This is a genomic window from Chelatococcus daeguensis (genome assembly GCF_001887265.1).
Classification (GTDB): Bacteria; Pseudomonadota; Alphaproteobacteria; order Rhizobiales; family Beijerinckiaceae; genus Chelatococcus_A; species Chelatococcus_A sambhunathii.
This window is the reverse complement of the sequence record NZ_CP018096.1, coordinates 465,301-477,583: the sequence shown is the minus strand read 5'-3', so window position 1 is coordinate 477,583 and position 12,283 is coordinate 465,301. Positions and strand designations below refer to the sequence as shown.

The 12,283-nt window shown below is 69.5% G+C and carries 13 protein-coding genes; 3 read left to right on the top strand and 10 right to left on the bottom strand.

Annotation, left to right across the window (positions count from 1 at the left end):
• Nucleotides 1-43 precede the first annotated feature (43 nt).
• Genes BOQ54_RS19130 through pcaC form a run of 8 tightly spaced genes read right to left on the bottom strand, consistent with a single transcriptional unit; the run spans nucleotide 44 to nucleotide 7,221 of the window.
• A complete protein-coding gene (locus BOQ54_RS19130; RefSeq protein ID WP_063188629.1) occupies nucleotides 44-1,489 on the bottom strand; it encodes an aldehyde dehydrogenase in 1,446 nt (481 codons plus the stop codon).
• Nucleotides 1,490-1,537: 48 nt separating this feature from the next.
• Nucleotides 1,538-2,608 (bottom strand): 3-carboxy-cis,cis-muconate cycloisomerase, encoded by a 1,071-nt coding sequence (locus BOQ54_RS19125; RefSeq protein ID WP_071924748.1) that lies wholly within the window; start codon nucleotides 2,606-2,608, stop codon nucleotides 1,538-1,540.
• 4 nt (nucleotides 2,609-2,612) lie between these two features.
• The gene (gene pcaF / locus BOQ54_RS19120; protein WP_071924747.1) at nucleotides 2,613-3,815 is read right to left on the bottom strand and encodes a 3-oxoadipyl-CoA thiolase; all 1,203 of its coding nucleotides are present in this window, start codon (nucleotides 3,813-3,815) and stop codon (nucleotides 2,613-2,615) included.
• Nucleotides 3,815-4,594, bottom strand: coding sequence for a CoA-transferase subunit beta (locus BOQ54_RS19115; RefSeq protein ID WP_063188635.1), 780 nt, complete (start codon nucleotides 4,592-4,594; stop codon nucleotides 3,815-3,817). The genes pcaF and BOQ54_RS19115 overlap by 1 nt, the downstream gene beginning before the upstream one ends.
• Nucleotides 4,591-5,448 (bottom strand): CoA transferase subunit A, encoded by an 858-nt coding sequence (locus BOQ54_RS19110; protein ID WP_071924746.1) that lies wholly within the window; start codon nucleotides 5,446-5,448, stop codon nucleotides 4,591-4,593. The genes BOQ54_RS19115 and BOQ54_RS19110 overlap by 4 nt, the downstream gene beginning before the upstream one ends.
• A gap of 12 nt (nucleotides 5,449-5,460) precedes the next feature.
• Nucleotides 5,461-6,069, bottom strand: a complete 609-nt coding sequence (pcaG, locus tag BOQ54_RS19105) for a protocatechuate 3,4-dioxygenase subunit alpha (protein ID WP_055458931.1) — start codon at nucleotides 6,067-6,069, stop codon at nucleotides 5,461-5,463.
• Complete coding sequence (pcaH, locus tag BOQ54_RS19100; RefSeq protein WP_055458932.1) at nucleotides 6,069-6,821, bottom strand: protocatechuate 3,4-dioxygenase subunit beta; 753 nt, start codon at nucleotides 6,819-6,821, stop codon at nucleotides 6,069-6,071. The genes pcaG and pcaH overlap by 1 nt, the downstream gene beginning before the upstream one ends.
• On the bottom strand, nucleotides 6,802-7,221 hold the full coding sequence (gene pcaC, locus BOQ54_RS19095) for a 4-carboxymuconolactone decarboxylase (protein ID WP_055458933.1): 420 nt from the start codon (nucleotides 7,219-7,221) through the stop codon (nucleotides 6,802-6,804). Before pcaC ends, pcaH begins: the two co-directional genes overlap by 20 nt.
• A 155-nt stretch (nucleotides 7,222-7,376) precedes the next feature.
• On the opposite strand from pcaC, the gene pcaQ reads away from it, so the two are divergent.
• The gene (gene pcaQ / locus BOQ54_RS19090; RefSeq protein WP_071924745.1) at nucleotides 7,377-8,294 is read left to right on the top strand and encodes a pca operon transcription factor PcaQ; all 918 of its coding nucleotides are present in this window, start codon (nucleotides 7,377-7,379) and stop codon (nucleotides 8,292-8,294) included.
• Here pcaQ and BOQ54_RS19085 read toward each other — a convergent pair.
• Nucleotides 8,284-9,174 carry a helix-turn-helix domain-containing protein gene (locus BOQ54_RS19085; protein WP_071924808.1) on the bottom strand — a complete coding sequence of 297 codons (891 nt, stop codon included), beginning with the start codon at nucleotides 9,172-9,174 and terminating at the stop codon, nucleotides 8,284-8,286. The two genes, pcaQ and BOQ54_RS19085, sit on opposite strands and share 11 nt — an antisense overlap.
• Nucleotides 9,175-9,281: 107 nt before the next feature.
• On the opposite strand from BOQ54_RS19085, the gene pobA reads away from it, so the two are divergent.
• Together pobA and BOQ54_RS19075 are read left to right on the top strand one after the other, a co-directional pair.
• On the top strand, nucleotides 9,282-10,451 hold the full coding sequence (gene pobA / locus BOQ54_RS19080) for a 4-hydroxybenzoate 3-monooxygenase (protein ID WP_071924744.1): 1,170 nt from the start codon (nucleotides 9,282-9,284) through the stop codon (nucleotides 10,449-10,451).
• Between the two features lie 191 nt (nucleotides 10,452-10,642).
• Nucleotides 10,643-11,413 (top strand): pseudouridine synthase, encoded by a 771-nt coding sequence (locus BOQ54_RS19075; RefSeq protein WP_071924743.1) that lies wholly within the window; start codon nucleotides 10,643-10,645, stop codon nucleotides 11,411-11,413.
• A gap of 234 nt (nucleotides 11,414-11,647) precedes the next feature.
• Here the strand turns inward: BOQ54_RS19075 and BOQ54_RS19070 are convergent, their stop codons facing one another.
• Nucleotides 11,648-11,989, bottom strand: coding sequence for an antibiotic biosynthesis monooxygenase family protein (locus BOQ54_RS19070; protein ID WP_055458937.1), 342 nt, complete (start codon nucleotides 11,987-11,989; stop codon nucleotides 11,648-11,650).
• Nucleotides 11,990-12,283 lie beyond the last annotated feature (294 nt).

Below are 12,283 nucleotides of genomic sequence, written 5' to 3'. Positions count from 1 at the left end.
TGTTGTTCTCGCCGCCCCGGTTCTCGTGAAAGCTCTCCCACATTCAAAACGGATAGTGCTGGCCGGGATCTTCGATGGTCACCCACCGCAGATCCGTGAACTCCGCGATCGCCGCATGGCCACCGAAGCGGCCGTAGCCGCTCGCCTTGACGCCGCCGAAGGGCATCTGCGGCTCGTCCGCCACCGTCGGCCCGTTGATGTGGCAGATGCCGGACTGGATGCGCTCGGCCACCTTGAGCGCGCGGCGGATGTCGCGGCTGAAGACGGCCGAGGACAGGCCGTATTCCGTGTCGTTCGCCACCCGCACGGCCTCCTCCTCGCCGTCGACCCGAATGACCGGCTTGACGGGACCGAAGGATTCCTCCCCATAGACGCGCATCTCGCGCGTCACGTTGTCCAGCACGGTCGCCGCCACGATGGTGCGGTCGCGTGTGCCGCCGGCGACCACCTTGGCGCCCTTGGCGACGGCGTCTGCAATGAGCGCATCCATCTTCTCCGCCGCCTCGCGGCTGACGAGCGAGCCGATGACCACCTGCCCGCGCGGATCGCCCGCCGGCAGCGCCGCGGCCCGGGCTGCGAACTTCTCGACGAAGACATCCGCGATGCTCTTGTCGACGATGATGCGCTCGGTTGACATGCAGATCTGGCCCTGGTGCATGAAGGCGCCGAAGATCGCCGCGTTGACCGCGGCGTCGATGTCAGCATCGTCCAAGACGACCAGCGGCGCCTTGCCGCCCAGCTCAAGCAGGACGGGCTTCAGCTCCTCCGCCGCGAGCCGGGCGATGACCTTGCCGATCCTGGTCGAGCCGGTGAAGTTGACGTGCCGCACCGCCGGATGGGCGATGAGCGCCGCCACCACCTCGGCCGCGTCATCCGGCGCATTGGTGACGACATTGACAGCGCCCCTGGGGAAGCCGGCATCGGCGAAGACCTCGCCGATGAGCCGGTGCGTCGCCGGGCACATCTCGGAGGCCTTGAGGACCACCGTATTGCCGCAGGCGAGCGCCATGGCGACGGCGCGCGTGCCGAGGATGACCGGCGCATTCCACGGCGCGATGCCGAGGCAGACGCCGCGCGGCTGGCGCACCGCCATGGCGAGCGTGCCGGGTTTGTTGGCGGGGATCACCTCGCCGGCAACCTGCGTCGTCATCGCTGCCGCCTCGCGCAGCATGCCGGCGGCAAGATGCACGTTGAAGCCGGACCAGCCGGCTGTCGCACCCGTCTCCTCCATCATGACGCGCATGAAGTCCGCGGCCCGCGCCTCCATCGCGTCGGCCGCCTTGCCGAGCAGCGCCCGCCGCGCGGCGGGGCCCGTCTGCGACCAGCTGGGAAAGGCGCGCGCGGCAGCGGCGACGGCAGCGACGGCATCCTCCTTGCGGGCGGCGGGCGCGCGCGTCGCCACCGCGCCGGTGACAGGATCACGGCGCTCGAAGGTCGCCCCGCCCGTCGCCCCGCGGGCCTCGCCGTCGATCAGCAAAGAAATGTCCATCGCAAATCCTCGTTCCTTCCTTCCCACCGGCCGCCATGCGCGACCGGGCTAGCCGTCTTCTTGCGCCCCGATGGAGCGGATCTGCCCGATGAGCCGCCCGGCCGTCCCGAGCGCAGCGCCCGTTGCCGCCAGCATCTGCGGCAGCACGAGCCATTCGAGCGTCCAGGCGGCGCCGGAGCGCTCCTGCTCGTGCACCATCGCGCCTGCGAGGGCCCCCGCGAGCGCGGCGTTGTAGCGGGCGAGCGCGACGAGAACCTCGGCGCCGACCGGGTTTTCCTTGTGTGGTATGGCGGACGAGCCGCCGCCGCCCGCGAGGCGGATGTCGCCGAGGGCATTCTGCGCCATGAGCGCGATGTCCTGCCCCATCTTGCCGAGGCTGCCGGTGACGAGGGCGAGCCAGCCGCCGAACTCGACGATGCCGTCGCGCGCGGTGTGCCAGGGGCGCTGCGGCGCGGCGAGATCGAGCAGCCCGGCAAGGCGCCGGGCCACCTCTGGCCCCTTCTCACCCAGCTTGTCGAGGGTGCCGACGGCGCCCCCGAACTGCAGGACGAACAGCCGCGGCGCCAGTTCTGCGAGCCGGGCGCGGTGGCGCGCGAGCGGTTGCCGCCATGCGGCGATGCGGTCGCCCGCCGTGATCGGCACGGCGTCCTGCATGCGCGTGCGGCCCATCAGGGCGTTGCCGCCGAAATCCCGCTCCAGCCCGGCGAGCGCGGTGTCGATCTCCGCCAGCCGTGCGTCGAACCGGGCGGCCAGCTCCTTCAGGCGCAGCACAAGGGCGGTGTCGACGACATCCTGGCTGGTGGCGCCGAAATGCAGATGCGCCCTGTGCGGCTCCGCGAGGCCGGCGCGCAGCTGGCGCACGAGATCCGGCACGACGACGCCGTCACGCGCCGCCCCGAGGTTGAGCGCTGCCACGTCGGCCCGGAAGGCGCCACACAGATCTTCGATCGCCGCCGCGGCGGCTGCGGGAATGACGCGCTCCTCCGCCTCGGCCCGCGCCAGCGCCGCCTCGAAGCGCAGCATCGCCGCAAGTTCTGCCTCCAGCCCCACGAGCCCCCTCGTCTCCTCATCGCCGAGGAGGCCGGAGAGAAACGGATGGTCGAAAGGCGAAGCGCTCATGCCGTCACACACCCTCGAGCGCGATGGCAATGCCCTGGCCGACGCCGATGCACATGGTGGCGAGGGCGTGACGGGCTTTGCGGGCGGCAAGCTCCAGCGCCGCCGTGCCGGTGATGCGTGCCCCCGACATGCCGAGCGGATGACCAAGGGCGATGGCGCCACCGTTCGGATTGACGTGCGGCGCATCGTCGGGAATGCCGAGCCCGCGCAGTACCGCAAGCCCCTGCGAGGCGAAGGCCTCGTTGATCTCGACGACCTCGAAGTTTTCCGGCGCCATGCCGAGCCTGAGGCACAGCTTGCGCGTCGCCGGCACCGGGCCGTAGCCCATGATGCGCGGCGCGACCCCGGCCGCGGCGCCGCCAAGAATGCGCGCGATCGGCGTAAGCCCGTGCCGTTTCGCCCCCGTCTCGGAGGCGATGACGAGCGCGGCCGCGCCGTCGTTGACGCCGGAGGCGTTGCCCGCCGTTACCGTACCGCCCTGGCGGAAAGGGGTTGGCAAGCGGGCGAGCGCCTCGAGCGTCGTCTCGCGCGGATGTTCGTCGCGTTCGACAACGACATCCGGCCCCTTCCGCTGCGGGATGGCGACCGGCACGATCTCGCGGGCAAGGCGGCCGGAGGCGATGGCGGCGGCGGCGCGCTGCTGCGAACGCAGGGCGAAGGCGTCCTGGTCGGCGCGCGAGACGCCGAACTCGGCCGCCACGTTCTCACCCGTCTCGGGCATGGAATCGACGCCGTACTGCGCCTTCATCAGCGGATTGACGAAACGCCAGCCGATGGTCGTGTCGTGGATTTCCGCATGGCGCGAATAGGCGCTTTCCGCCTTCGGCATGACGAAGGGGGCGCGGCTCATGCTCTCGATGCCACCGGCGATCATGATCTCGGCCTCGCCCGCGCGGATGGCGCGCGCGGCGGCGAGCACCGCGTCCATGCCCGAGCCGCACAGGCGGTTGATGGTGGTGCCCGGTACGCTCTCCGGCAGGCCCGCCAGCAGCAGCGCCATGCGCGCGACGTTGCGGTTGTCCTCGCCCGCCTGGTTGGCGCAGCCGAAGACGACATCGTCGATCGCGGCCGCATCGAGCGCGGCGTTGCGGGCGAGGAGCGCCCGCAGTGGCACGGCGGCGAGATCGTCCGCGCGCACGCCGGCCAGCGCCCCGCCGAAGCGGCCGATGGGCGTGCGCACGTAGTCGCAGATGAAGGCTTCCGCCATCAGGCCACCTCCTGCCCGCCATGCGCGGCAGCCGTGCGGGCCCTCAGGGCGCGCAGGGTGTCGAGCTCCAGCGCCGTCGGGGCCGGCGTCTCGACAAGGCCCGGCGCAAAGCGCACCGGCCAGCCGCAGGTCTCCTGCACCGCCTCGCGCGTCACGCCCGGATGAAGCGCGGTGACGGTGAATTCCTTCGTCTCCGGATCCGGCTTCCAGATCGCAAGGTCGGTGATGAGCAGCGTCGGGCCCTTGGTCCTGAGGCCGAGCCGCTCGCGCGCATGGCCGCCCTCGCCATGGCCGAAGGAGGTGAAGAAGTCGATCTTGTCCACGAGCCCGCGCTTCGACTGCTTCATGGTGATGAAGATTTCGCCGCAGGAGGAGGCGATCTCGGGTGCGCCGCCGCCGCCGGGCAGGCGCACCTTTGGCCTGTGGTAATCGCCGATCACCGTGGTGTTGATGTTGCCGAAGCGGTCGAGCTGCGCGGCGCCGAGGAAGCCGACGCTGATGCGCCCGCCCTGCAGCCAGTAGCGGAACATCTCGGGCACGGACACGGTGGTCACCGCCGTCTCGCACAGCTCCCCGTCGCCGATGGACAAAGGCAGCACGTCCGGCGCCGTGCCGATCGTGCCGCTCTCGTAGATGAGGGTGATGTCCGGCGCATGGGTGAGCCGCGCCACGTTGCAGGCTGCGGAGGGGGCGCCGATGCCCACGAAGCACACGTCGTCGTTCTTCAGCGCCCGCGCCGCGGCGATGGTCATCATCTCGTCGGAGGTAAAGCCCGTCATCGTGCGGCCCTCAGCGCTGCGACGCGGCCAGCGAAGACGTCTGCGTCCTTGTCGAGGACGTTCTGCTTCATCCACGCCATGAAAGCCTCGCGGTCGGCGGCGATCGCATCCCATTCGAGATAGCTGCGGTTGTCGCGGGCGTAGTAGCCGTGGGCGTAAGAAGGATGGGCGCCGCCTGGCACGACGGCGATGGCCTTCACCGTCCAGTGCGGCAGCACGCAGGCGTTGGGGTGGACGCCCGCGAAATCCTCCACCACCTCCTCCACGGTCACGACGGCGCGCCTTGCCGCGAGCACCGCCTCCTTCTGGATGCCGATGATGCCCTCGACCAGCACGTCGCCGCGGCGGTTCGCCTTCTGGGCGTGGATGAAGGTCACGTCCGGGCGGATGGACGGCACCGCCGCCAGTTCCTCGCCCGTGAACGGGCAGATGATGGAACGGATGTTGGGATTGACCTTGGCGAGGCTCGCCCCCTTGTAGCCGCGGAAGACGGCGCACGGCAGGCCCGCCGCGCCCGCCTCGTAGGCATTGGCCATGGCGGCGTGGGAATGTTCCTCGATCTCGACCGGATGCGGCCAGTCGTTCTCCACCGCGTCGCGCAGTCGCCGCAGCAGGCCGACGCCCGGATTGCCGGCATAGGAGAAGATGAGCTTCTTCGCGAGGCCCATGCCGATCATCTGGTCGTAGACGATGTCGGGCGTCATGCGCACGAGCGTCAGGTCGCGCCGGCCCTGGCGGATGGCCTCGTGCGCCGCGGCGTGGGGGATGAGATGCGTGAAGCCCTCGAAGGCGGCGGTGTCGCCGTCGAAGAGATTGCCGCTGACAGCCTCGGCGAGGCTCATGAAAGTCGCCATCAGGCTTTGCCCTCACACGTCGAAGAAAACGGTCTCGCCGTCACCCTGCAGGTGAATGTCGAAGTGGACGGTGTCCCCCTCCCGCCGGCCGATCAGCGTCGGCACGCGGGCGGGCACGACGCGGCGCAGCACGGGATCGTCCCGGTTGGCCGCCTCCTCGTCGGAGAAATACATGCGCGTATGGAGGCCGATGTTGATGCCGCGCGCGACGATCCAGAAGCTGACGTGCGGCGCCATCGTCGTGCCGTTCGGCCCGGGGACGCGGCCGGGCTTGACGGTCTCGAAGACGAAAGCGCCCTCCTCGTCCGCGGCGCAGCGCCCCCAGCCGGCGAAGTTCGGGTCGGCACGGCCGCGATGCTCGGCCGGGCTGTTGTAGAGCCCGGCGGCATCGGCCTGCCAGATCTCGACGATGCAGTCGTTCACCGGCCGCCCCGCCCCGTCGAGCACGCGGCCGCGGATGGTGATGCGCTCGCCGCGGACCCCGTCGGCCACCATGCGGGCGCCGAGGTCCTCCGGCGTGACGCCGGTGATGCCGCAGACATTGGGCGTCAGGCCGATGTGCACATAGGGGCCCGCGGTCTGCGACGGCGTTTCCCTCAGGCGATCGAGATGCTGGACCATCAGTTCCCCTCCGGCCGGTTCTCGAAGAAGGTGGAGCGGCGCCCGCGCAGCACGATGTCGAACTTGTAGGCGCGGCAGTCCATCGGCACCGCATTGGCCATGTCGAGCGCCGCGACGAGCTGCGCGACGGCCGCCGGGTCGGCGATCGTGCGCACGATCGGGCACTGCGGGATCATCGGGTCGCCCTCGAAATACATCTGCGTGATGAGCCGCTGGGCGAAGCCGGAGCCGAAGACCGAGAAATGGATGTGAGCCGGGCGCCAGTCGTTGACGCCGTTCGGCCAGGGATAGGCACCGGGCCGGATGGTGCGGAACCAGTAGCGCCCTTCGCTGTCGGTCAGCGAGCGGCCGAAGCCGCCGAAATTGGGGTCGAGCGGAGCGAGATAGCCTTCCCGCTTGTGGCGATAGCGGCCGCCGGCATTGGCCTGCCAGTATTCCACCAACACGTCCGGCACCGGGCGGCCGTTCTCGTCGAGCACGCGGCCGTGCACGATGATACGCTCGCCGATGGCGGCTTCGCCCGGCTTGGCGAAATTGCGAATGAGGTCGTTGTCGAGCGCGCCGATGATGTTGTGGCCGAAGGCCGGCCCGGTCTTCTCGGACAGGGTGCTCTCAAAGGAGACGAGCGCCTCGCGCGGCGCGCGCAGGATGGTGGACTTGTAGCCTGGCGCATAGGCCGGCGGATGCCGGCCACGGTCGCGCGCCATGAAGGGCGCGGCCTCGGACGCCAGATTAGAGAGCCGCTTGTCCATCCTCCTCCTCCCCTTTCATGCCGACGAGCGCCTCGCGTGCCACCTTGATCGCCTGGTTGGCGGCCGGCACGCCGGCATAGATGGCAACATGCAGCAGGGCTTCGCGAATGTCGTCCATTGTCGCTCCGGTGCGGGCGGTGGCGCGCACGTGCATGGCCATCTCCTCGTAATGGCCGAGGGCGGCCAGAAGGGCGATAGTGACCATGGAGCGCTCGCGCTTCGTCCACGTCTCGCGCGACCACACGTGGCCCCAGGCGGCTTCGGTAATGAGGGACTGGAACGGACCGTCGAAACCGTTCGCGTTGGCGAGCGCCCGCTCGACATGCGCCTCGCCCAGAACGGTGCGCCGCGTGGCGAGGCCCTGACGATAGCGCTCGGACGGTTCGTCCCCGGTCGGCATCGAGCCCTCCTCCCTTGTCCGGCTTTTCGCGCCGCGCTCTCACGACAGGCGGTGCCGTCCTTCTTTGTAGCCATAGTGCTGCGCGAAAATGTTTCTGTAAAATGATAAAAATGCAGGTTATGATAACCCCTGTGTTATCTATCGTGGGGGCCTGCATGGCTGACGGGCGTGTGCGCTTGCGCCACCTCAGGACCTTTCTCGAAGTTTCCCGCCAGCATTCCATTGGCAAAGCGGCGGAGGTCCTCAACGTCAGCCAGCCGGCGGTGACGAAGACGATCCGGGAGCTCGAGGCAATCCTCGGCGCGCCGCTGTTCGACCGTGAGGGTCGCGGCATCCGCCTGTCGCATTACGGCGAAGTGTTCCTACGCCATGCGGGGGCGAGCATTGCCGCCGTACAGCAGGGCATCGACAGCGTCGCCCGCGCCCGGGCGGGCGGCGGCCCGCCCATCCGTCTCGGCGCCCTGCCGACGGTCTCGACGCGCATCATGCCGCGCGCCATGGCGCAGTTCCTGGCGGCACGGACCGGTAGCCAGACCAAGATCGTCACCGGCGAGAACTTCGTGCTGCTTGACCAGTTGCGCCTCGGCCAGCTCGACATCGTCGTCGGTCGCCTTGCCGCGCCCGAGCAGATGGCGGGCCTCGCCTTCGAGCATCTCTATGCCGAGCAGGTCCGTTTCGTGGTGCGCACCGGCCATCCCCTCCTGTCGGGCCGGCTCGACTTCGCGCGCATCCGGGAGTTCCCCATCCTGATGCCGACCCGCGGCTCCGTCATCCGCCCCTTCGTCGAGCGCTTCCTGCTCGCGCACGGCATCGCCGAGCTGCCCGGCGAGATCGAGACGGTGTCGGACGCGTTCGGCCGCGCCTTCGTGCGCAGCTCGGACGCGGTGTGGATCATCTCCGAGGGCGTCGTCGCCGCCGACGTGGCCGACGGCCTGCTGCAGTTCCTGCCGATCGACACCTCCGAGACGCGCGGCGCGGTGGGCCTGACGACGCGGCAGGGCGAGGCGAGGCATGCCGCGATGGAGATCCTGTCGCGCGCCATCCGCGACACGGTGGAGGTGCTCAGGCTGTGAGCGCCCCCTCCTCGCCGCGCGAGGTGGCGCGGAAGCGGCTCGGCGTCACGCCCGCCGCCCGCGTGAAGAAGCGGGTGAAATAGGCCGGGTCCGCATAGCCGAGGATGATGCCGATCTCCTTGACGCTGAGGGCGCTGAACTTGAGGTAGCGCTTGGCCTCGACAAGGACACGGCCCTCGATGGCGGAGAGCGCCGTGATGCCGAGCTCGCGCCGGCAGATGCGGTTGAGATGCGTCGTGCTGATGCCCAGCGCCCCGGCATAGAAGGACAATGCGCGGTTGTCCCGGTAATGCCGGTCGACCAGCGCCTGGAAGGCGCGCAGATGCCGGGCCGCAACGGCGGCCGCCCCATCAGCGTTGACCGGGCCGGCACGGCCGATGCGATGGATCGCGAGGAACAGCAGCACCAGGCGCGCCCTGACGGCGAGGGCCTGGCCGGGTGCCGACCGGTCTGCCTCCTGCGCGAGGCGGGCGATGTCGGCCGCGAGCGGCGACAGCCCCTCCGTCTCGGGCCCGAGGATGCACGGCCCCGCGAAGCCGGCCAGGATGTCCGGCACATCGGCGAGGAGGCCGGCAAGGTCGCGCTCGAAGAGCGTCAGCACGAAGCCTTCCACGTCGGGCGAGAAGGCATAGCCGTGCACGGTGAGCGCCGGCACGGTGACGAGCGCCGGCGCCGCCAGCGCCGTTTCCAGCCCGTCGAGCGTCACCCGCGCCGCACCGCGGGCGAGGAACAGCACCTGGAAGAACTGCTCGTGCCGGTGCGGGGCGATGTGGAAGCCGTAGAGCCGGCTGCGCGAGGTGATCGTCTCCCAGTGCAGCCAGTTCTGTTCCTCGGAGTAGGTGTCCTCGCCGTAGAGGGCATAGACGGGGATGTCGGTCATGTTCGTATCGTCCAACGCTTTGTCGGCTCCGTCCATTGGCAATCATATCCGCCCTCCACAGACTTCTCGCCAATGACGAGCGGCCGCGAAGGCCGCGGGAGGACGACATGCGCACCCAGGTTGCGATCATCGGGGCGGGGCCCGCCGGGCTCATGCTCGGCCGGCTGCTGGAGCGGGCCGGCATCGAGGCCGTCATCATCGAGCGACGCAGCGCCGACTACGTCCTTGGCCGCATCCGGGCCGGCGTCCTCGAGCAGAGCACGGTCGAACTCCTCGCCCGCGCGGGCGTCGACGAGCGGCTGAAGACGGAAGGCCTCGTGCACGACGGCGTCGAGATCTCCTTCGACGGCGACATGCACCGCATCGACTTCTCGGGTCTCATCGGCCGCCACGTCACCGTCTACGGCCAGACCGAGGTGACCCGCGACCTCATGGAGGCGCGGACAAGCTCCGGCGCCTCGTCCATCTATGAGGCCGAGGACGTCTCGATTCACGATTTCGACGGCGCGCGCCCCCGCGTGCGCTACCGCAAGGACGGCGTCACGCACGAGATTGCCTGCGATTTCATCGCCGGCTGCGACGGTTTCCACGGTGTCACGCGCGCGAGCGTGCCGAAGAAGGCGCTCCAGCTCTTCGAGCGCGTCTACCACTTCGGCTGGCTCGGCGTGCTCGTCGACAAGCCGCCCGTGGCGGAGGAGCTGATCTACGCCCACCACGAGCGCGGCTTTGCGCTCTGCTCCATGCGCTCGCCGAGCCGCAGCCGCTATTACGTGCAGGTGGACGCCGACGAGAAGGTCGCGGCCTGGTCGGACGAGCGCTTCTGGGACGAGCTGCGCCGCCGCCTCAACCCGGAGGTGGCGGAGCGGCTCGAGACCGGGCCCAGCATCGAGAAATCCATCGCGCCGCTGCGCAGCTTCGTCGCCGAGCCAGTGCGGTTCGGCCGCCTGTTCCTTGCGGGCGATGCCGCCCACATCGTGCCGCCGACCGGCGCCAAGGGCCTCAACATGGCGATGCACGACGTGCGTCTGCTAGCGGATGCCCTCATCGAGCACTATGGCGATAAGTCCGACGCCGGCATCGACAGCTATTCGGCCAAGGTCCTCGCCCGCACGTGGAAGACGGAGCGCTTCTCCTGGTGGATGACGTCGCTGCTTCACGTCTTCCCGACGACCGGCGCCTTCGGCCGCCGCATCCAGCGGGCGGAGTTCGACTATCTGAAATCATCGCGCGCCGCGGCGACGTGCCTCGCCGAGAACTACACCGGGCTGCCTGACTGAGCGGCCGGGTCGCGGCCGGCGGCGACGGCAGCGCTGCATTGCAGCAGCGATATTGCATCGCGGTATGAAAGATCCTAAAGCGCCTGCCGGCGACCCATCCGGCAGGAGCAGGATCCATTGTACGCAGGCCTGATACCCTGCCCACCCCGCGCGATCCGTCACGCAGCGGCCCGCGCCCCCGGTGGCCGGCCGTGAACCGGCCTCTTCCGAGGGGCCGGGGCGGACCCCGGCACACAGCAGGCGCCGTCGTCAGCCTGCCGCGCGCCCTGTCGAAGCTCGGCTTCTGCTCGCGCACTCAGGCCGAGGCCCTGATCGCCGAGGGACGCGTCAAGGTCGACGGACGCACGGTCCGCGATGCGACAGTCCGGGTCGATCCCGGTCGGGCGCGCATCACGGTCGACGGCAGGCCCGTCGTCGCCGAGCGCAAGGTCTACCTGATGCTCAACAAACCGCGGGGGCTCGTGACCACCCGCGACGACCCTCAGGAACGGGCAACGGTCTACGATTGCCTCGAGGGGCTCACCCTGCCTTTCGTCGCTCCAGTCGGCCGCCTCGACAAAGCGAGCGAAGGTCTTCTCCTCATGACCAACGACACGCGCTGGGCCCAGCGCCTCCTTGATCCAGCCTCCGATGTCGAGAAGACCTATCACGTGCAGATCGACCGCATGCCGGACGAAGTATTGCTCGCCCGCCTCACCGCCGGTCTGACGGTCGACGGAGAGCACTTGTCCGCGAGATTCGCCGCCGTACTGCGGGCCGGACAGCGCAACGCCTGGCTCGCTATGGTGCTCAACGACGGCCGGAACCGCCACATCCGGCGGATGCTCGGCGCGCTCGGTATCGAGGTCCTGCGCCTCGTGCGCGTCGCGATTGGCGGCATCGCGCTCGGCGACCTGCCCAAGGGCGCCGTGCGGCACCTTACACCTGCTGAAAAGGCGCAGCTCGATCGGGCCCCGCGCTGAGAAGCATCCGTGACGGAAGGGCGCGCCGGTCCAGTCGGGACGGCTGACGCACAGTTTCGGCCGGCGGCGCCATCCTTGGGCGTTTTCCGGAGCGGTTCAGCCGGCCGGCCTGCCGCTCAGACCGCGTTGCCGGCCTCGAGCCGGCTGCGACCCCCTGAACAGGGCGGACAGGAAACGGGCGCGCCCGGCAGGAGCGCCCCGTTTTGCCTTCTCCAGAATGCGGAGGTCTCACCCTCAGGCGGCGGCGTTCACCCGTTCGCCATCCTTGGTGACGGTCTGGATGATCTCGAAGCCCTCGAACTGCGGATGGCCGAGGTAGAGCACCTTGTTTTGCCCGGCATCCTTGTGGGCGTTGCGGAAGGCTTCCGACTTGGTCCAGCCTTCGAAGGCCTCCTTGCTCGCCCAGACCGTGTGCGAGGAATAGAGCACGTGGTCGTCGTGCTGGGGCCCGCGCAGCAGGTGGAACTCGACGAACCCCGGCACCTCGTGCAGGTAGACGTCGCGCTCGCGCCAGACCCGCTCGAAGTCGGCGCAGGAATCGGGATGAACCTTGAAGCGGTTCATGGCGATGTACATGGTTTCTTCTCCTTGGATGGACCTGAACAGGCGCCCTACGGCACCAGGGGCCGCCGCACTTGACGAGGTTGTTATCCTCGTCGAGCACGGCGAATTGGCGCAACGTGTCGGCCGCATCCGTAATCCGCGGCCGACCTTCCCCCGGCAGAACCCGCGACCTCGAAAGCTCCCCGCCAGGGCAGACGATCCCTCTCCCGACATGGCCAGCCGGCGAAGAAGTGCAGTTCGATGCCGTCGCGGCGCGGAACCAGGTTATCGTCGTAGCGGTCTGCGAGCGTAAAGCCGCGCCGCTCG

Excerpts from the sequence above, each read along its gene's own strand:
- pcaQ (WP_071924745.1), top strand. The coding sequence starts at position 7,377 with ATGGCTGACGGGCGTGTGCGCTTGCGCCACCTCAGGACCTTTCTCGAA.
- pcaC (WP_055458933.1), bottom strand. The coding sequence starts at position 7,221 with ATGCCGACCGGGGACGAACCGTCCGAGCGCTATCGTCAGGGCCTCGCC.
- pcaG (WP_055458931.1), bottom strand. The coding sequence starts at position 6,069 with ATGGTCCAGCATCTCGATCGCCTGAGGGAAACGCCGTCGCAGACCGCG.
- pobA (WP_071924744.1), top strand. The coding sequence starts at position 9,282 with ATGCGCACCCAGGTTGCGATCATCGGGGCGGGGCCCGCCGGGCTCATG.
- BOQ54_RS19085 (WP_071924808.1), bottom strand. The coding sequence starts at position 9,174 with ATGACCGACATCCCCGTCTATGCCCTCTACGGCGAGGACACCTACTCC.
- BOQ54_RS19125 (WP_071924748.1), bottom strand. The coding sequence starts at position 2,608 with ATGAGCGCTTCGCCTTTCGACCATCCGTTTCTCTCCGGCCTCCTCGGC.
- BOQ54_RS19130 (WP_063188629.1), bottom strand. The coding sequence starts at position 1,489 with ATGGACATTTCTTTGCTGATCGACGGCGAGGCCCGCGGGGCGACGGGC.
- BOQ54_RS19110 (WP_071924746.1), bottom strand. The coding sequence starts at position 5,448 with ATGGCGACTTTCATGAGCCTCGCCGAGGCTGTCAGCGGCAATCTCTTC.
- pcaH (WP_055458932.1), bottom strand. The coding sequence starts at position 6,821 with ATGGACAAGCGGCTCTCTAATCTGGCGTCCGAGGCCGCGCCCTTCATG.
- pcaF (WP_071924747.1), bottom strand. The coding sequence starts at position 3,815 with ATGGCGGAAGCCTTCATCTGCGACTACGTGCGCACGCCCATCGGCCGC.
- BOQ54_RS19070 (WP_055458937.1), bottom strand. The coding sequence starts at position 11,989 with ATGTACATCGCCATGAACCGCTTCAAGGTTCATCCCGATTCCTGCGCC.
- BOQ54_RS19115 (WP_063188635.1), bottom strand. The coding sequence starts at position 4,594 with ATGACGGGCTTTACCTCCGACGAGATGATGACCATCGCCGCGGCGCGG.